Annotated in this window: 16 protein-coding genes and 1 pseudogene; 14 read left to right on the forward strand and 3 right to left on the reverse strand. The window is 44.7% G+C overall.

Annotation, left to right across the window (positions count from 1 at the left end; genetic code table 11):
• Positions 1-227 precede the first annotated feature (227 nt).
• The 7 genes from cobA to ACLGGO_RS07675 all read left to right on the forward strand — a co-directional run bounded on the left by cobA (position 228) and on the right by ACLGGO_RS07675 (position 8921).
• Positions 228-1001 (forward strand): uroporphyrinogen-III C-methyltransferase, encoded by a 774-nt coding sequence (gene cobA / locus ACLGGO_RS07645; RefSeq protein ID WP_446418851.1) that lies wholly within the window; start codon positions 228-230, stop codon positions 999-1001.
• A gap of 139 nt (positions 1002-1140) precedes the next feature.
• The gene (locus ACLGGO_RS07650; RefSeq protein WP_446338133.1) at positions 1141-2283 is read left to right on the forward strand and encodes an AI-2E family transporter; all 1143 of its coding nucleotides are present in this window, start codon (positions 1141-1143) and stop codon (positions 2281-2283) included.
• A gap of 224 nt (positions 2284-2507) precedes the next feature.
• A complete protein-coding gene (locus ACLGGO_RS07655) occupies positions 2508-4160 on the forward strand; it encodes an ABC transporter substrate-binding protein (protein WP_446418852.1) in 1653 nt (550 codons plus the stop codon).
• Positions 4161-4823: 663 nt separating this feature from the next.
• Positions 4824-5678, forward strand: a complete 855-nt coding sequence (locus tag ACLGGO_RS07660) for a DUF3037 domain-containing protein (protein ID WP_446418853.1) — start codon at positions 4824-4826, stop codon at positions 5676-5678.
• Between the two features lie 17 nt (positions 5679-5695).
• Entirely contained in the window at positions 5696-6706 is a 1011-nt protein-coding gene (locus tag ACLGGO_RS07665; protein WP_446418854.1) for an ABC transporter permease, read from the forward strand.
• 287 nt (positions 6707-6993) lie between these two features.
• Positions 6994-7998 carry a zinc-dependent alcohol dehydrogenase family protein gene (locus ACLGGO_RS07670; protein WP_446418893.1) on the forward strand — a complete coding sequence of 335 codons (1005 nt, stop codon included), beginning with the start codon at positions 6994-6996 and terminating at the stop codon, positions 7996-7998.
• Between the two features lie 143 nt (positions 7999-8141).
• Positions 8142-8921, forward strand: a complete 780-nt coding sequence (locus ACLGGO_RS07675) for a pentapeptide repeat-containing protein (protein WP_446418855.1) — start codon at positions 8142-8144, stop codon at positions 8919-8921.
• Between the two features lie 226 nt (positions 8922-9147).
• Here the strand turns inward: ACLGGO_RS07675 and ACLGGO_RS07680 are convergent, their stop codons facing one another.
• Positions 9148-11244 carry an ATP-binding protein gene (locus tag ACLGGO_RS07680; RefSeq protein ID WP_446418856.1) on the reverse strand — a complete coding sequence of 699 codons (2097 nt, stop codon included), beginning with the start codon at positions 11242-11244 and terminating at the stop codon, positions 9148-9150.
• A gap of 285 nt (positions 11245-11529) precedes the next feature.
• Here ACLGGO_RS07680 and ACLGGO_RS07685 point away from each other — a divergent pair, with 285 nt between their 5' ends.
• From ACLGGO_RS07685 to ACLGGO_RS07705, 5 genes are all read left to right on the forward strand, one after another.
• Entirely contained in the window at positions 11530-13494 is a 1965-nt protein-coding gene (locus ACLGGO_RS07685; protein ID WP_446418857.1) for a phage tail protein, read from the forward strand.
• Between the two features lie 2 nt (positions 13495-13496).
• Positions 13497-14003, forward strand: a complete 507-nt coding sequence (locus ACLGGO_RS07690) for a YbjN domain-containing protein (RefSeq protein ID WP_446418858.1) — start codon at positions 13497-13499, stop codon at positions 14001-14003.
• 130 nt (positions 14004-14133) lie between these two features.
• Complete coding sequence (locus ACLGGO_RS07695; RefSeq protein WP_446418859.1) at positions 14134-14568, forward strand: hypothetical protein; 435 nt, start codon at positions 14134-14136, stop codon at positions 14566-14568.
• Between the two features lie 37 nt (positions 14569-14605).
• A complete protein-coding gene (locus ACLGGO_RS07700) occupies positions 14606-14902 on the forward strand; it encodes a hypothetical protein (RefSeq protein WP_446418860.1) in 297 nt (98 codons plus the stop codon).
• Positions 14903-14916: 14 nt separating this feature from the next.
• Complete coding sequence (locus tag ACLGGO_RS07705; RefSeq protein ID WP_446418861.1) at positions 14917-15207, forward strand: hypothetical protein; 291 nt, start codon at positions 14917-14919, stop codon at positions 15205-15207.
• A gap of 140 nt (positions 15208-15347) precedes the next feature.
• On the opposite strand, the gene ACLGGO_RS07710 is transcribed toward ACLGGO_RS07705, so the two are convergent.
• Both ACLGGO_RS07710 and ACLGGO_RS07715 read right to left on the reverse strand, forming a co-directional pair.
• The gene (locus tag ACLGGO_RS07710) at positions 15348-16286 is read right to left on the reverse strand and encodes an Rpn family recombination-promoting nuclease/putative transposase (protein ID WP_446418862.1); all 939 of its coding nucleotides are present in this window, start codon (positions 16284-16286) and stop codon (positions 15348-15350) included.
• Between the two features lie 402 nt (positions 16287-16688).
• Positions 16689-17891, reverse strand: a complete 1203-nt coding sequence (locus ACLGGO_RS07715) for an HhoA/HhoB/HtrA family serine endopeptidase (protein ID WP_446339598.1) — start codon at positions 17889-17891, stop codon at positions 16689-16691.
• Between the two features lie 277 nt (positions 17892-18168).
• Between ACLGGO_RS07715 and ACLGGO_RS07720 the strand changes: the two genes are divergently transcribed.
• The gene (locus ACLGGO_RS07720; protein ID WP_446339601.1) at positions 18169-18507 is read left to right on the forward strand and encodes a metal-sensing transcriptional repressor; all 339 of its coding nucleotides are present in this window, start codon (positions 18169-18171) and stop codon (positions 18505-18507) included.
• Between the two features lie 329 nt (positions 18508-18836).
• Positions 18837-19079, forward strand: a pseudogene (locus ACLGGO_RS07725) (RRXRR domain-containing protein); the annotation flags it as partial.
• Positions 19080-19332 lie beyond the last annotated feature (253 nt).

Below are 19332 nucleotides of genomic sequence, written 5' to 3' on the forward strand. Positions count from 1 at the left end.
TAGTTGACATGCAAAAACGTCATTTTGGCTAGTATTATGTATCTTAAGTAACTAGATGAATTGGGCATTCCCTATAGATTATAGATTGGTTCCAGAAATTTATTTCCTGGCTATACGATGAGCGCGAGATTACCCTTAATTTAGTGCCATTCATCAATCTCAATGAATGTAACTTATGAGGGTAGAGAATATAGATGAATTGCAATTGACAATTTTATTGAATGATCATGAATCAACCCACCTATCTCGGTAAAGTCTATTTAGTCGGCGCAGGTCCTGGAGATCCCGGATTATTTACCCTCAAAGGTAAAACCTTGTTAGAACATGCCGATGTGGTGGTTTACGACGCTTTAGTCAGTGCGCCTATTTTGGCAATGATTAACCCGAAGGCGGAAAAGATTAATGGAGGAAAACGGCGCGGGCGTCATTCATTACCCCAGGAACAAACCACACAGTTACTAATTGAAAAAGCCAAAACGAATGCCGTTGTGGTGCGCCTCAAGGGGGGTGATCCCTTTGTATTTGGGCGCGGTGGGGAAGAAATGGAGGATATAATTCGGGCGGGTGTGTCGGTAGAAGTGGTTCCAGGTATCACGTCGGGGATTGCAGCACCCGCTTATGTGGGGATTCCCTTGACCCATCGCCAGTATAGTTCATCCGTCACCTTTGTCACCGGTCACGAAGCCGTAGGTAAATATCGCCCCCAAGTCAATTGGCAGGCGATCGCACAGGGAAGTGAAACCATTGTAATCTATATGGGGGTGCATAATCTGGGCAATATCGTGGCACAACTTACCGCCGCCGGACGTTCTCCAGCCACCCCCGTGGCTCTAATTCGCTGGGGAACCACACCGCAGCAAGAACACCTAATTTGCACCCTGGAAACCATTGTGCAGCAAGTAGAAGCAACTGGCTTTGAAGCGCCTGCGATCGCGGTTATTGGTGATGTTGTTAATCTACAGCAAATTTTGAGCCACTGCCAACCTATAATTTTTAGTTAGGATTAGTGAATAGTGGAAATCGCTATACTCGTCCTAACGGGGAAAATTAGCTGTAGCCATAAAGGACAGATTTAACGGCTCTGGCATCCACGTAACCATAATACACCTTCTGCCCTCTGCCTTCTGCCTTTTGCTATAGATGGTCAATTCCGGGTCATCCACACCCAAAAACAAGTTAATGCGCTGGTGGGAGTCCCTAACTCCCCAATCACGGTTATTAGTCATCGCCCTGGCTGCACCCTTGGCGGTGTTAAATGCATGGGCATTTTCGGAAATTTTCGCTTATTTTCAATCCCTACTTGTCACGGTATTAGTGGCTTCTCTGTTAGCATTTCTGTTGAACTATTCAGTAAGTTGGTTGGAAAGCCTGGGAATTAAGCGAGGATTAGCCGCGTTATTCGTCTTTTTAGTCGCGCTGTTGCTGTTGTTTGCAATTGGCGTAACGCTGTTTCCCCTGGTTATTACTCAAGCCCAACAACTGGTGAGTCGTTTACCCGAATGGTTCGATTCCGGGCGGCGTCAGCTTATCATGCTGGATCAGAGGATTGAAGATTTAGGTTTGCCGATTAGTTTGGATGGTTTAATTATTCAAATTAATGACCGACTTAAAGCACAACTGCAAATTATTGCCTCTAAATCCTTGAATCTTACCCTAAATTTAGCGGTGTTTACCGTAACTAAGGTTTTGGATGTATTATTAACCATTATTTCCACATTTTATTTACTTCAGCATGGTCACGAAGTCTGGCGTAGTTTAATTGATTGGTTACCTAAGAAACTGCAGAAATCGGCGTCAAACACCCTACGTTTAAGCTTCCAAAACTACTTTATCGGGCAGCTAATTATTGCCACCTGTATGGCGTCGGGGTTAATTTCGCTATTTGTCTTACTTAAAGTTCCTTTTGGTCTGCTATTTGGCTTTACGATTGGAGTCATGGCACTTGTTCCGTTTGGCGGTTCTGTGGGTATAGCATTAGTCACGCTACTTGTAGCATTGCGAGATATTGGCTTAGGGGTTCAGGTATTAGCGGTGGCGGTGGTTTTTCAGCAACTTGTGGAAAATTTATTGGCGCCGAGAGTTTTTGGTCGTGTTACAGGATTAAATCCGTTCTGGGTGTTTATTTCTCTGTTAATTGGGGTAAGGGTGGGGGGATTATTGGGCGTGATTGTAGCGGTACCCACTGCTGTTGTGATTAAGGAGGCTTTGGGGGAGGTACGAAAGGCGAGAAAAGACCGGAATACGGGGGTGAATCCATCGGCTGAGTTGGTTCAAGATATGTAGGGGCGCACGGGGCGTGTGCCCAGAAAGGCTGTAGGATTAAATCTGTTAGTCATTATATATATTTTTTTAACGCAGAGAACGCAGAGGTTTACGCAGAGAACGCAGAGGGAGTTAGTGGTGTATGGCAATCGGTTGTAATTTTAAGGCTAAAGCCCTGACTACGAACGTAAGGTAAGAGTTGATGAGAGTTTAAGGGTTTTGTTGTGTCCTGTGTAAGGCAAAGTATGAACGCATCCAATCGGCGATCGCTGATTCGGTTTATTCTGTTGGTTATTGTTGGCTTGGCTTTGGCTTTAGGGCTGGCGAATTGTGATAGTCCCTCTCCCCAAACTAGCGATAGTCCCACGATTCCTGCTGATACCCTGGTTTATGGTTCGGGTGGACAACCGGTGAACCTGGAACCGGGAAATATTACCGACGGTAATTCTATTGTTGTACAGCATCAAATCTATAATACCTTGCTGAGTATTAAACCGGGAACCACGGAGTTAGAACCAGGGTTGGCGACGGAGTGGATGGTATCTGAGGATGGTAAGAGGTGGACGTTTAAGTTGCGCGATGATGTTAAATTTCACGATGGTAGCGATTTTAATGCCGAAGCGGTAAGGTTTAATGTAGAACGTTGGTGGAATCCCGACAGTGAGTTTGGGTATCGGGATGCAGGGAAAAATTACGAGATTTGGGCGAATTTGTTTGGCGGGTATAAGGGAAGTCCGGACTCAATTTTACAAGATATTGTTGTCGCGGATGATAATACCATTGAGTTTATCCTTCAGCAACCCTTTGCCGCATTTGGGGCGGCGATATCTTCGAGTTATTTTGGGATTGCCAGTCCCGATGCGATTAAACAAGCGGGGGCGGATTATGGCACTCCAGCATCCTTGGCAGTGGGTACGGGACCATTTATATTTAAAGAATGGCGGACTGGCGATCGCATTGTTCTAGAAAAGAATCCGAACTACTGGAAACCGGAGTTACCGAAGTCGAATCAGTTGGTGATTCGCTTCATTACTGATCCATCGGCACGGTTGGCACAATTACGGGCGGGTACTATTGATTTTACTGTGGATTTATCCCCCGATCAACTAGCCGAAATTGAAAATGATGCCAACCTAGACGCCGTATTTCGCCCCTCATTTAACGTCGGCTATTTGGCACTAAATCCCAGCTATGAACCCCTTTCTAAGGTAGAAGTACGTCGTGCGATCGCGCAAGCTATTAATACCTCAGAAATTGTCCCCGCCTTCTGGGGAGAATTGGGTCAACATGATAATCATTTTACCCCGCCGTCTCTCTCGGAGTATCAATCTGAGCAAATTATCAATTATCCCTACAATCCTCAACAAGCCAAACAACTGATTGCTGATGCAGGGTATCCTGATGGCTTTGACCTGGATTTGTGGTATATGCCCGTCAGTCGTCCTTATTTTCCCACACCCAAACCCATCGCGGAAGCGATAGCCGCCGAATTAAGTGCAATTGGGATTAACGTTAACTTACAAACTAAAGATTGGGCAGCTTATTTAGAGGATCGCCGAAAATCACCAGGATTTCAAGCCTTTATGTTGGGATGGACAGGAGATTATGGTGATCCCGATAACTTTTACTATGCTCATTTTGGTCCCGGCGCAACTGAGGATTTAGGCGGCTGGAAAAATGAGCAAGTTCTCCAGCTTTTAGAACAGGGAAGGGCGACAAATGATCAAGCAGAACGAACTCAAATTTATGCCCAAGTCGATGAAATTTTAGCCCAAGAAGCCGTCCGATTACCCATCGTTCACTCTCAGCCCTTATTAGCTAAACGCAAATCCGTTACCGGGTGGACACCCAGTCCCCTAGGTTCAGAAACGTTTGAGACAATAAGCAAAAGTTTGTAGTTGCGCTTGTAGTTGCGCTTTAGCGCCATTAAAAGTAGAGCGTTGACCACAAACCCTCAACCAAGTCAATCCATATCACCATTGTAGATTGACTTGAACGAAAGGATGATTAAAGTTTTGAGGAAATTAGTTAGTTCTCTGTGTCAATCTGTGTCCCTCACTATTCAGGCTTCTGTCTGCATCATCCCCTCTGTGTCATCTGTGTTTTTGTCAATACTTAGTCATGATTTTTATCTAAACTTAAAAAAAATACATGCATCCAAGGAGACATTAAGAGTGAGACGAAAACTATAAATTATACAAAGTTTTACGAATATTCAAGGGATTTAGCTGTGTCAAAATTAATTTTGCCCACAAAAAACCCATCATAGATAGTATACCTGAAAACCGCACAAGCCTCTCACAATCGCTGTAACCCCTGAAACTTCGTAGCTTTTTCGCAAAAAGAGGTGAAAAACGAGCAATTATGACGTTTTGTTGAGACGAGACTCTGATTGAAAAAATTAAACCGTTCTAGAGTAAAGAATAGTTTAAGTTATTAGGACTTGACAAAATGAGGTGAAACGACATTGAGTCAAGGGAAAGGAAATGTCAGTAGCGAAGGAGAAAGAAATAGCCAAGTGGGATTTAGTGAATAGTGGGTATCAAAAGAAGGCAAGAGCAATGGTTAGTCGATACAGTATCGTCCAATACGTTCCCAATCCGATTGCTGATGAGCGGATCAATATTGGTGTGCTTGCCTTTGATGATGAGCGGGTGTGTGTTCGGTTTTTAAGCAATTGGGAACGGGTAAAACGCTTTGGAATGGAAGATATCCATTTCCTCAAAGATTTCGCTAGTCGCGTGGAGGATGCGGCTGCTGATGGATTATTGTTTCCGGGGGATTCGCCAAATGAGACTCCCCAGCAGGAACGTTTAATCAGAGTCGCTCAGAATTGGTTTAATAGCATTCAGTTAACTGAACCGCGTGGTTCTCTGGACGATGTAGAAAGCCTTTTAGCTGATATTGCTGATACCTGTTTATTTGAGCCACCGGAGAAGCCAAAGCCGCGCGATCGCGCTGTTGCCGCTAGCGTGGCTGTAAGGCAAATTAAAAACGTGCTTGAACATCGTTTTGGAGATGCAGCAAAAGAGTTAATACACAAAAATTACCCTTTGTTGGGTTCTCATAATATCAAACACGAATTTGATGTTGTCGTTGCCAATGGAAAACCTTATTTTGCTGCTCAAGGACTTTCTTTTGAAGTTAAAGTTAAAACGACTCTTCAAAATTCAATCTCTTGGAAAATTTATGATGTGAAAGAACTTCAACCTGATTTTCCTTTAGCTATTGTGACTTTACCTCCTAATTCACACGATCCTACCCATGAAAAGATTAAGCAAAATTATGAAAAAATAACCTCTATGTATTCTGATCTGGGTGCAGACATTTTAACAGAAGACGAAGTTAAGCCTTGGGTCGAGGATAACCTTAAAAAGTTTGATCTGTCTAACCGTTCACACATTAAACTCTGTTGACCCAATACGGCTCGCAGATGACTTACTATATCATCAAGCGTCTACTGAACCTGTTACCGGTTCTTCTCGGTATTACCCTGTTAGTCTTCCTCTTCCTTCACCTAATCCCCGGTGACCCAGCAACGGTTATGCTAGGAGAACGAGCGACTCCCGAACAGGTAGAAGCGTTACGGGAACAACTGGGTTTAAATCAACCCCTACCTCTGCAATATCTCACTTTTATCAACAATCTACTCCATCTCGACTTCGGCACAAGTATTATCAGCGGTATTCCCATTATCGATGAAGTTAGAACCCGTTTTCCCGCCACATTTGAATTATCCCTAGCCGCCATGATAGTCGCCGTCATTTTGGGAATCCCGGCTGGAGTTTTAGCGGCTGTTTATAAGAATCGTCCCGCCGATAACGTAACCATGATTGGCTCATTGCTAGGGGTTTCCATGCCTGTGTATTGGCTGGGATTACTCTTAATTTACCTGTTTGCCATTACCTTGAACTGGTTTCCCCCCAGTGGACGAATTAGTATTGAAGCGGGATTAAGCTTTCAACCGATTACGGGATTTTACCTCTTAGATGCTATTCTAAAATTAGATATAAACCTATTACAAGATGTTCTATCTCACCTCATTTTACCCGCTCTAACCCTCGGCACAATTCCCTTAGCCATTTTAGCGCGAATTACTCGTTCTTCTCTGTTAGAGGTTCTCTCCCAGGACTATATTCGCACAGCTAGGGCAAAAGGTATTCCCGAACATTGGGTAATTATTCGCCATGGACTAAAAAATGCTCTATTGCCCGTGGTGACAATTATTGGATTGCAGTTTGGTACGCTCTTAGGCGGTGCTATTCTAACCGAAACTATCTTCTCGTGGCCCGGAATTGGTTCCTGGATTTACGAAGGAATTTTGGCACGAGACTATCCCATTGTTCAAGGTGGCGTCGTTGTTGTCTCGATTATCTTTGTCTTGGTTAATCTTGTTGTTGATATTTCCTATGCGTTAGTTGATCCGAGAATTAAATATAAATAGCGAGTAATGCTAGGCTAAAGTCATCAGTTATCCTGACTTTTCACGGTATGTGGTGCCTCTGTAGGGGCGGGTTTCACTACTATCTTTTCGGTTGCAACCTGATGTAACTAAACCCGCCCCGACTCAGGCGTGAAAAGTCAGATAAGTTATCAGGCATCAGAGGAGATATTTTGTATCTTTATGTTACCGTTTTTAGAAAAAATTCCCTATTCCTTGACAAAGGACAAATGACAAAGGACAAATGACAAAGGACAAATGACAAAGGACGAATGACAAAGGACAAAGAAATGAAAGCCGTCGTCATGACTACTCCGGGTAAGCCAGAGGTGCTGCAATTGCAGGATGTACCCGAACCGAAACTGCAAACCGATAGAGATATCTTAGTGCGACTCCACGCAGCAGGCGTTAACCCCATCGATACCAAACTGCGAAGCCGTGGCACATTCTATCCCGACGAAATGCCTGCGATTTTAGGCTGTGATGGTGCGGGTGTCGTGGAAGCCGTGGGGTCTGCTGTCAGCCGATTTCAAGTTGGCGATGAGGTGTATTTCTGTGCCGGCGGATTAGGAAAATCGGGTACAGGTAATTATGCCGAACTCACAGTTGTTGATGAACGCTGGGTCGCCCGAAAACCCAAATCCTTGTCATTTACAGAAGCCGCCGCCGCCCCTTTAGTCCTAATTACCGCCTGGGAAGCATTATATGACCGAGGGCGCTTAGAAGCCGGACAAACGGCGCTGATTCATGGGGGTGCTGGTGGTGTGGGACATGTTGCCATTCAGCTTGCCAAAATCAAAGGGGCTAATGTGTGTACAACGGTGAGTTCCCAGGAAAAAGCCCGATTAGTGCGTCAATTCGGCGCAGACGAACCGATTCTATACACACAAACCGACTTTGCCCAAGCTGCATTAGATTGGACAGAGGGAAGAGGTGTAGATGTAGCCTTTGATACTGTGGGGGGTCAAACCTTTTACGATACCGTTCCCGCCGTGAAAGTCTACGGGGATTTGGTTACCATCCTCGAACCTGACTATAATATTGGGAAATTGAAAACGGCGCGATCGCGAAATCTGCGGATTAGCTTAGAACTCATGTTAACACCAGCACTCCAAGGATTGGTTGCGGCGCAGGAACACCAAACCGAGATTCTCGAACAATGCGCCCAGTGGATAGATAAAGGTAAGCTAAACATTCACCTCTCTCAAACCATTCCCCTCCCCGACGCCGTTAGCGCTCATCAAGCTATAGAATCAGGATCAACCACCGGAAAAATCGCCTTGCAAATTGCATAAAAAGAAGTCGTGTGGCACACCTAATTTGATGGATTAGCATCTCTTGCTCCCCTCTCCCTTCATTCCCCCCTTTCAAAGGGGGGCTAGGGGGGATGGAGAGGGGCTGGGGTTGAGAGCTTATAAGTTATCACTTATTAGTAAAAATGAACAAAGAAAATCAACTGCTTCAGCAATATAGCCAGAATCAACGAAACTTTTCGGGGATTAACTTACCAGGTGCAACACTCATTACTGAAAAACTCCAAGAGGCGAACTTCAGCCATGCTGATTTTAGCAACACACTTTTATTCGGCTCAAACTTAAGTCAAACCCTATTCCTGAATGCCAACCTTAGTGGTGCCATCTTAGTTGCCACGAATTTAACCGATGCCATCCTGATAGAAGCCAATTTGATTAATGCAAATCTCAGCGGGGCAAAACTAATCGGCGCTCAATTAATCAGCGCTCAATTAACTGGCATTACAATAGTCGGAGCCAATCTGAGCAATGCCACTTTGATTAACGCTGATTTGAGTCAGACCAATTTATATAAAGCCAATTTCAGTTGGAGTGAGTTGAGTCTGACGAATTTAAGCGAGGCGAATTTGAGTGAAGCAGACTTAAGTCATGCGCGTTTAGTCAGCGCTAATTTGACTAGGGCAGATCTCAGTCATGCTAATTTGCAGGAGGCTAATTTCAGTGGTGCTAACCTGAGTGGAGTTAACCTTAAAGATACTACATTAAACATCAATTCACCAGAATTATTAGCAGCAATTATACTGCAAGCGGCTGGGGAAGACAAAGAAAAGCAAAACCTTGCTGAATTATTGCTCATGTATCGCCAAGGATGGGACTATTTAGTCACCCTAAATCACCCCTTAGCCGAATGGGGAATCGAGACGATTAAAGCCATAGCCTCATCTGAGCAAAAATTTCCTGAATAGACCTGTTTGTAGTAGGCACTAAAGTGCCTTAAAATCTGGCGGGTTGTCCGATACTACCGGATATACTATCATGTCCCTCTACCTTGCATCCTTACCTGGCGTTTCATCCCAAATCCGGATTAGCCACCCCCTTTATAATCTAGTCCGCGCAGGCGGACTTAGTTTGTGTAGCAGCGATTTCAATCGCCTCCTCTTACATGGGCTTTCTCTGCCTCTTTAGATACCATCAAACCCAGCCGCTGATTTCTACATCGGTCAAAATTCTCCCCAACTTAAGAGATTCACTTTTCGTTGACTGTAAAATATGTTTCATCATCACAGCTTCTCCCGCATCAGCAGCTAAAAACGCTGCATTTAGGGCAATATTGCGGATATTTCCACCCGCCATATTAACCTTACCCAACTTTTTCATATCTAACCTTTTCGTCGGCGTCTCTTCAGGAAAAATGTGCTGCCAAATCTCGGCTCGCGCTTCAGCATCAGGAAACGGAAACTTCACCGAAAAATTAATTCGACGCAGAAATGCTTGGTCTAATGATTCCAACAGATTTGTCGTCAAAATTGCCAATCCTTGATAGGCTTCCATCCGTTGGAGTAAATAACTCACTTCCACATTCGCATGGCGGTCATGGGAATCTTTCACTTGAGTCCGTTTTCCAAACAAAGCATCCGCTTCATCAAACAGTAAAATTACCCCACCCGTTTCCGCTGCATCAAAAATTCGTCGTAGATTCTTTTCCGTTTCGCCAATATATTTACTCACCACCGCACTCAAATCAATCCGATAAACATCCAGGCGTAATTCCTTTGCTAATACCTCCGCCGCCATCGTTTTCCCCGTACCACTCGGTCCAGAAAAGAGAGCGCTAACCCCTAAACCCCGTCCCCCTTTTCCGGCAAATCCCCACTCTTGATGGACTTTCGCTCGTTGTCGAACATGAGCCGCAATTTCCTGTAATGTATTTTTTTCCCGTTCAGGTAGAATCAATTCCTCCCAAGTCGCTACAGCATCAATCCGTTGCGCCAAATCATCTAATCGGGGACGCGCTTGAGTGCGACAAAAATCCCACAAGTGAGTTTGCAGGGGAGAGAAAGGATTCTCTATTTTGGGTTTTGAGGTTTGGCTTTTAGATTTGCGAGTACGCCTTGAAGAGGAAGCAGGTTTCTCAGGTTCTTTCTCCTTAGGGTCCTCGGTTTTGACTGGAGGAAACTCCATCCCTTCCAGCGATAAACAAGCCGCTTGAATGGCTAGAGGATTGAGATTAAAATGAGACACTAGCGTATCGATTTGTCCATTTAATTCTGACGCCGTTGAACCGAGATACGACTCCCAAATCAACTTTTGTTCCCTGTGACTGAGTTGACCCACATCCAACGTAATCATCGGGCGCTGGCGTTGTGGTTGTCGTTCTTGAGTGCTAATAATTAAAGGCAGATTTAAGTCCTCAACGAACTGAAAGATAGCCAACTCTCGCATCCCATCGGTTTGATTCAGTTCATCGCAGGTGAGTAAGAGGGCGCTGTTGGTTAATATGGCTTCTCGTAAACACCGCTGTTTTAATTGATAGAGTTCATGGGGATTAAGGGGAAGTTGGGACGCTGAAATGAAGTTCAGATGCAAACCCAAAGCACTACAGCCAGCAGCAGCAATGGTATGTTTAGCACCGAGTTCTGCACCACACAATTGAACGATAGGAAAGATAGATGTCGGTGTTTTTTGAGACCAAGTAGCGATGAGTTGCTCGGTGAGTTGTTGGTAGGACGGGGGAAGAGAAGATGGAGGAAAAGGGGGTATAGGTTTGAGGATACCAATCAAGTCATCATCCTCACAGGGTTCACCTAAAAGATAGCAGAAAATACGGGAGTTAATTCTTATCGGAGATTTGGTTAAAGTTTGCCCCTGTTCGATTTCAAGGAGGTTCCACGTCTGCAAGGGGGATTTTGAGGAAAAAATACGCCAATTGATTTCCGGAAAAATAGATAAGGCTAAACCGAGAGTGGGATAATTTCGTTTTAAAGAACCTTGGGCTTTAGTACACAGTTCTTCAAAATAGGGATTTAACTCCATACCAGCACACAAGAGGAGAATATCCCGCTCAAAGCTAGATAAATTGAAGAGATTACAGAGTTGATCTAAAGTTGAGGGATTGTTCTGTAAAACGGCTAAAGCTTCTGGAGCTAATTTGGGAACCGATGGGATTTGGATGGGTGATGATTGCAAGCGCGTGATGTAATCGGCTAACGCCTGATTCACTCGATGTAATGATGCTAGCAAGTATTGTAAGTTAGCCTGATGCCAGGTGGGAAGTGCTGAGACAGCCATAATTAGTCTATGTGGTATCCAAATGTTGCCAAATGTAATGTGATTCGCCGTAATGTTAAGGACTGTTTCAAGTCTGACTGATATAGGGGATGTGTATCATATTATAATTACCACACTATAAAATATTTGGGTTGACATCTCGCACGCATTACGACAACTTGTCAGAGAATTTATTCTCTAGCTATCCGCTTAAGTCCGTTGAAATTCCCTAAACGGAAACGTACAGCAGGAGACAGTTTCAACCAATTTTACCTCACTTCCGAGTTTCCCCAACCGAGGTTGTCTATGTATAAACCATTACAAAAAAAAAGTTCTTCGTGGACTCCAACTTCGATTCAGAAAAAGAGTAAGAACTTTTCCAAACCTGGCAGTTCGGCTGTGCAGCGGAAACGGGAGACACAATCTGACTTTCAGGACATCCCAAGCCACTCCGCCGCCGCTGCCGATTTGTTAACGGCGAACATTATGCGCTCTCTGGACACAGAGCCGGAGAATGAACAATCAGGGGACATATCTAACCAGGAGGTTAACAATACAAAGTCGAGAGTGACGTCAGTATCAGCACCTTTGAGCAACTCTCCACAAATTCAGCGTCAAGAGGAAGAGGGAGAGCCGCAAAATGAAAACCTATTGCCTGCTCCCGTGCTTGGTAGAGCTGGCGCTCAGGGTGCCGAAAACTTTTTGTGGAATTCCGAAAGGCATTTTCAGCAGGCTGGACTCCAGCAACTCCTAGGGGTAGAGTTGAATCGTACCAACCACACAAATATACCGTCAAGAAAGTACAAAGCACAGCCCGGTAAAGGAGCAAGAGAAGGCGCTCCACGAGCTAATAATGGTAACGTTTCCTATCATCTCCCTGGAATGCAAGATCCCCTTGCCCAAAACATTAACCAGCAAATGCAAAACCTGGGTTATAACGACATCAGATTCAATCAAGCCCAGGTTAATGCTCAACGTAATATGGTAGGGAGAAACCGACCAGATAATGCTGGCATTAATCCAAACACTGACAGACGTTGGAATTTAGAGGTTGATACTCAATCTGGACAGAGCTTGCATCATGAACAACAAATTCCCATCAGAGATCCTGACGCAGTGAACAGTTTTGTTCGCGTTGATCCTAATAGTGGAGATTTCAGCAGTGCTAGAACCTACCAACCTAAGCCTCAATGGATGGGAAAAGCTGGAACTGGGGCTTTAGCCGCAGGTGGGATGGCGGCTGTTCAAAATCTGATGGATGGGGAGTTGAGCGCAGAAGACGTTGGCAGCATAGGCCTCAACGCTGGATTTGGTGGTTTGTCTGGTTATACTGACGATTTGCTTACCCCACGCCTAGGAGGAGGAGTTGGTGGTGGTCTCAAGGCTGGAGCCATTATCGATGCTGCAACTAGCGGTTTGTTTTCTACTTGGGATAATGCAGGAGCCTACGAGCAGGGCGATATTGGTGCTGGACAGGCTACAGCTAATGTTGCAGTTGATACAGGTGTTGGTGTAGGTTCTGGGTTAGCAGGCGCAGCGGCTGGAGCAGCTATTGGCTCAGTGATCCCAGTAGCGGGTACGGCTGTAGGAGCTGGCGTTGGTTTTCTAGCCGGTATGGCAGGAAGTTATTTAACTCACGAACTAGCCAATCGTAGCGGTTTTACAGACTGGGCAAAGGAGGGATTGGGCGGTGCGCTAGGTAACTACGACGAAAATCTTGCTGGAGTATGGGATGGCATTGCTGGGGCTAGGAATTCTATTTCCGAAGGCGTCGGTAATACTTGGAATGGTATCCAAGAAGGGGCGGGTAATCTCTGGAATAATGCCTCAGAAACCGCAGGTAATACTTGGAATGGTATCCAAGAAGGAGCGGGTAATCTCTGGAATAATGCCTCAGAAACCGCAGGTAATACTTGGAATGGTATCCAAGAAGGAGCGGGTAATCTCTGGAATAATGCCTCAGAAACCGCAGGTAATACTTGGAATGGTATCCAAGAAGGAGCGGGTAATGCCTGGGATAATGCTTCAGAAACCGCAGGCAATGCTTGGAGTGGTATCCAAGAAGGGGCTGGTAATGCCTGGGATAATGCCTCAGAAACCGCAGGCAATGCTTGGAGTGGTATCCAAGAAGGAGCTGGTAATGTCTGGGATAATGCCTCAGAAACTGCTGGCAATGCGTGGAGTGGTATCCAAGAAGGAGCTGGTAATGCCTGGAATAATGCCTCAGAAACTGCTGGCAATGCCTGGGATGCTGTAACAAGTTGGTGGTAAAAATGACAATTAAATCTGATCAATCAAAGCTACTCGCAAACTTTCAGGATTTACTGAATCTGTTGAAAGAAGATAATGTACCTCACCGCGCTAACCCAGAACAACAAAGCGTGGAACTTCCCACTCAATCTGGAGAGCTCGAAGGGGAGATGCTAATTCTATGGGATGCAAGAAGCTCATTAGTGCAATGCATCCATCCTTTACCTTTTGAAGTGCCAGAAGACCGAATTCCTGCTGCTGAAAGCGCGATCGCACGGATTAACCATGCATTAACATTACCAGGCTTCGGGCTAAATCATGTCAGTCGGTTGCTCTACTATCGACTTAGTGTGCCCCGTCGGGATGACGGGACTTTATCAGTTCAGGAACTTCAGCGTTTGTTCCGCACTACTGTCAAGACAGCAGAAGACTTCTATCTACCGTTGTCAGGAGTGGTACGAGAGGGCAAAAATCCCGAACAAGTGATAGCTAATGCTTCATCCATATCTGGTTTTCCAGATTCCCGGTAATCTTTCCTATATGAAGTTCAATATGTATTTTGAACTCAGATATCAAAGGTATTTTTGCTGGTTAGTTATTTCAAATACCCGGCAATAGTATCCACCAGAAAAATCTGTACAATGAAGCGATAAAAATGAAATGGGTAAGCGTGAAGAACTTATTGAAAAAATTCGAGCGCAAGGATTTGTTTTGCCTATTGCACAAAACCCTCCCTTTCCTCTTGTTTCATTGGAAGATTTTTTCCTAGGGAACGAGGATTATGGATCAATTGGTTGTAACTTGCTAGAACATCCAGGGCTTGAGCAGTTTTTTGAGCGTCTAAAGTTCATTCGTGAACGTCAAGATGTTCAAGATGTATTAGTTGCAGTTATTGAAATAGAGGAAGATTTTCCAGATATGTGGCCCTTTTCTGATCACATATATATAATCACCTCGGCTTCAAGGACAGAAGTTGAAAATTGGTTAGCCGAGCTACAGCCAGATGAGGTTGTTGAGGGATGGGCAACAGAAAAACCATCCAATGCGCCCGAAATACTTCCGGGTTTTAATATCTTTCATGCATGGTGGGATTAAGTAATCCTTGATTACCTCTAATAATCAGGTGAAGGTGATGAGTACCACTATTTCTACGGGAAATTTTGATTCCGCATTATGGAGAGCGCAATATAAAAAATATCAGCGTGATAATCCTCGTATTGGTATGGTTCCTGATTTAGAACGGGAAGTTTTACACAAACGTATGTCCCGAGAAGTAGTAAGAGAGATTCTTGGACGACCTGAGCAAGTCCGAGAAAATGCAGACTTGTATTATTTAGGTGTCTCTCCTTTTGGACTTGACTATGAACAATATGTAATTGAGTATGATCCGGAAAACAAAGTAGTTAAATTTTTTATTAGTCGCGGATAGGGCTATGCCTTCGTATGACAACAAGCGATGTATTGCGAAGTATTCCTCTGAGTAAACTCTCGGTAGAGTTACTAGAGCAGGATTTACAGTTGGACAGCAAACTCGTTCAGGTGGAAGGTTCTGTACGAACAACCGCCTGGATGGTAGATTACGACGCTCTCGAACCGTGGAAACGTTGCCTAATCGATAATGGTGATTTATTACCGTCTTGGACATACTGGTGGTTAACCCTGACAGCCGAACTCGCTTACAATGCGTCTTGGAGGCACTTTAGTGCCATAAAATGCTTGATTGTCAACCCCTAAAGTCATGCCTATAGCATATTTCTATACTATTGTGTTTTCCTACATCTGGCGGGGTACCGGATATGATATGGATTGTGATGTTGGGTTTCGTTCCTCAAGCCAACCTACGAGGTGAGCGATCGCACTCCTGTAACATCTGCTTAACGCGATCGCACTTCCAGCCAACTTGACAAATCTTCCCAACTGTTAAAATCAAAAATATCTTCTCCTAAACGTTCCAACTCTTCAATAGATAAGTCTTCCAGTTGGCTGTTGATTGTCGCCGGAATATCTCCAAAACGCTTTTTCAGTTGGCGCATGATTAAGGCGATCGCCTCTTTAATTCGTCCTTTTTTTTCACCTCGTTCTTCACCTCGTTTTTCACCTTTTTCTTCAGCATAAGCAATTCGCCCTTTTTCATCTTGCAACATCATCCCTCGGCGATCCACGATATCTAACTCTTCCACCGTCATGTTAGCTTGGTTAGCCAGTTGTAAAGCAAATTCTATCTCAGAGATTGCTGCCAAACTCTCCGGAATATTATCTAAATGTGCCGTCTCTTTCAGAAAATAAATCCATTTATCTGTCAAACTATGTGACTCAGAGATAGTTTTATTAAACTTCGGCAATTCTACAAAAATGAGTCGCAATTCATTTTCCAGGATTTTAAACTTTTCTTCTTCCTCATGAAAAGCAAACTTACTAATTATTTTCTCCGTATCGTTAAATAGGATGAAATCGGTAATCGTCACCGCGATCGCTGGATTGATTAGTGGATAATCTTCCCCTTTGACCAACTGATTACTATAAGCTTTTGCCAGGTTATACGCCACCCGTTTGTTAAAAGCCACCATAGACGCGATTTGCATCTCTATGATCACAATAGAACCATCTGCTAATACAGCTTTTACGTCCAAAAACGTGTCTTTTAAGGTGAACACCTGACCGGGATTATAAGGATTGACAATCGTTAAGGATTGAATCACCTTATCGCCGCCATAAATTATGGCATTAAGAAAGCTAATTAAAATTCTTTGGCTTTGTTCAGAACCGAATATTTTTTTAAAGGCATAATCGACCTTAGGGCTGATAAATCTCATTTGTTTCTCCCGTTTTAGCCTGAAATGATAGGATACAATTTAATTGTAACATAAATAAACAATTTAATCCCCATACCTCTTATAGTGATGCGATCGCCAGAAAAAATAGTTATGAAAACCACGCCTAATTATTCAATGTCGTCAACCTAAATCTTATTGATACAACTCTCACAGAACCAACGGTTACCATCACTGCGGAGGAAATATAAGGTGATATCATGTCCGGTTGAATACCCATAATTACGGTGATGGGGAGTAGGGGTGATGAGTCCGGACATCATATGAGTTAAAAGCTGTGCGATCGCGGCTGGGAGTGTACCCGAGAAAACCCAATCTGATGTGATGGATTGGAATGGTAGGGGCGCACAGACGTGCGCCCTTTTACCACACCAACCTGTTACACTAAGTCGTTTCTCGCATTTCGCTGGTGCGTACTGATAAAGTTTTCGTCTGATTACCCCGCACCACTTTGACTTGGAGAACTTGATTCACACCACTATTCTCCACCAGGCGTTGTAACTGTTGTGCACTATTGACAGATTGTCCATTAATCGCCGTGACGACATCCCCACGACGCATACCCGCCGCCGCCGCTGGTGAATCTGGCACAACTTGCACGACTAAAACCCCATTCACTTCCGGTACCATGAATGAGGAATTTGGATCGCGATTATTTTCTTGCGCCAATTGAGGGGTTAAAGTTGTCATGCGAATGCCGATGAACGGATGGACAACTTTTTCACCGCGCATCAATTTGGCAGTAATTTCTTTGGCTTTATTGATGGGAATGGCAAAACCAATTCCCATCGCATCGGCACGAATGGCGGTATTGATACCAATCACTTGTCCCTGTTGGTTTAAGAGTGGACCACCAGAGTTACCGGGGTTAATCGCCGCATCGGTTTGAATGAAATCGAGTCGTTTTTCGGGAATCCCAGCTTCTGCACTCGATCGCTGGAGAGTACTGATAATCCCTAGCGTCACGGTATTATCTAGCCCCAAGGGATTGCCCACTGCGATCGCCCAATCCCCGACTTGCACATTAGTGGAGTCTCCCAATGTGACAACAGGCAAATTGTTGCCATCAATTTTGACTACCGCCAAATCGGTTATTTCATCGACACCCTGCACATTTCCTTCAAATTGGCGTCCGTCTTTGAGAATTACCGTTACTTTATCAGCCCGGTCTACCACATGGGCATTAGTGACAACCACACCACTCGGGTCAATAATAAAGCCAGAACCTTGACCCCTCAGACGCCGTTCTTGGGGCATTTGGGGAAGCGCCTCCTCCCCGAAAAACCGTCGGAAGAACGGATCATCGAAAAATGGATCAAGGCGGCGTGTCACTGTGCGTTCCGTGTCAATCCGCACCACCGCAGGTCCAACTTGATTCACCGCCGCTGTAACAAAACTGCCGCCGATATCGGTAATGGGTGGGCGTTGGGCGAGAACTATGGGAGATTCGGGTTCATTTTTCAAGACCGGTTCAGCGTGAGAGGGTAAGACATTATAAAACCCAACCGTCAACAGAACACCTGTTGCGATCGCAATCACATAAGCGCTGATTTGGCGTAACCGAGGGAACAACGTTGTCAATCGCATAGCCTTATTCTTGAGTTCAGTTATATGTATCTATGATCATCTATCCAAATTATTGTCACAATTGCTTAACATTGGCTGGTTAATCCAGGACGTTCTTTGAGCCAAAAGTGTTTCAGCGATGAGCGGTTCCCCTCCATTGGAAAACCTTGCTCCCAAACATCTCGACTCTGGATTACTATGAACAGAAGAACCAACCCATAAATGTTGCCAATCCCGAACTGGAGCTAAGCCATTGATTAATGAAACCTATACTCGCTCAGACTCAGACTTACAGTCACTGAATCAATCCTGCCACACCAGCCATGGTGATCATGATCATGATCATGCGGCATCTAGCCACACCCATGTTCATGATGAGGAGTCTCTGCGGCGAATTGTCAATCGGCTTTCTCGAATTGAAGGACATATCCGAGGGATTAAGACGATGGTACAGGAAAGCCGCCCCTGTCCAGATGTGCTGGTGCAAATTGCGGCGGTTCGAGGCGCATTAAATCGAGTTGCCCGAGTTATTTTAGATGAGCATTTAACTGAATGTATCGGTCGGGCGGCTGATGAAGGTAACATGGAGGCGGAAATTGAACAATTGAAGACCGCGTTAGATCGATTTTTGCCGTAGTTCTCTTGGCGGGGGGCGGAGGGGCTCCAGGAGATGAGGAAGATGGGGGAGATGGGGGAGAATTATCCCAATAACCGATTATTACGATCCCGATTTTGAGCATATTCAACAACCCTGACTTAGCTATCGCTTGAAGTCAGGGATTGCCAGGAACAGGACTGGCAACGTAAGCGTTGAATAGACCTGATTAGCCGTTAACTGGTACGTACTTCCGGATACTTCCCCAGTCTGGATTATCTACAAACCTACTTGTTATAGGTGCTTGCGGAAAGGACATCTTGTTAACGGTGGTCGAGGGGACTTACGACTCACACGAGAGGCTTATACCCATGATTCGTGTACCAGTTTTATCACCGAAAGGTAAACCATTAATACCAGCTAAAGCCAGCCGTGTTAGGCGTTGGCTAGGGAGCGGTAAAGCCAAGGTTATACACAACGACTTGGGGTTATTTCAAGTCCAGTTACTTAAGGAGCCATCGGGGGAAGCAACCCAAGATATCGTAGTCGGAATTGATCCAGGAAAGCTGTTTACCGGGATCGCGGTTCAATCTCAAAAGGCTACCCTGTTTTTACCGCGTTGAGCGGTGCAAAGTGGAATCACCAATGTGCTTACTGTGGGGCTTCTGGCGTTCCCTTACAGAAGGAAAACTGCAAAGCATTAATTGGAAGTATTTCCACCTCTTGTGGAAAACTGACGGTTACACTTATACCCCGTCCAAGTTGAAAACTGGAGATTCTCTTAGGGAAAAACTACAGGTTTCAACGTAGACACGGTTTATGTCCACAAACTCGACAAATGTTCATCGATTTGACGATTAGAGGAAT

It is taken from the genome of Coleofasciculus sp., from assembly GCF_046565525.1.
Lineage (GTDB): Bacteria > Cyanobacteriota > Cyanobacteriia > Cyanobacteriales > Coleofasciculaceae > Coleofasciculus.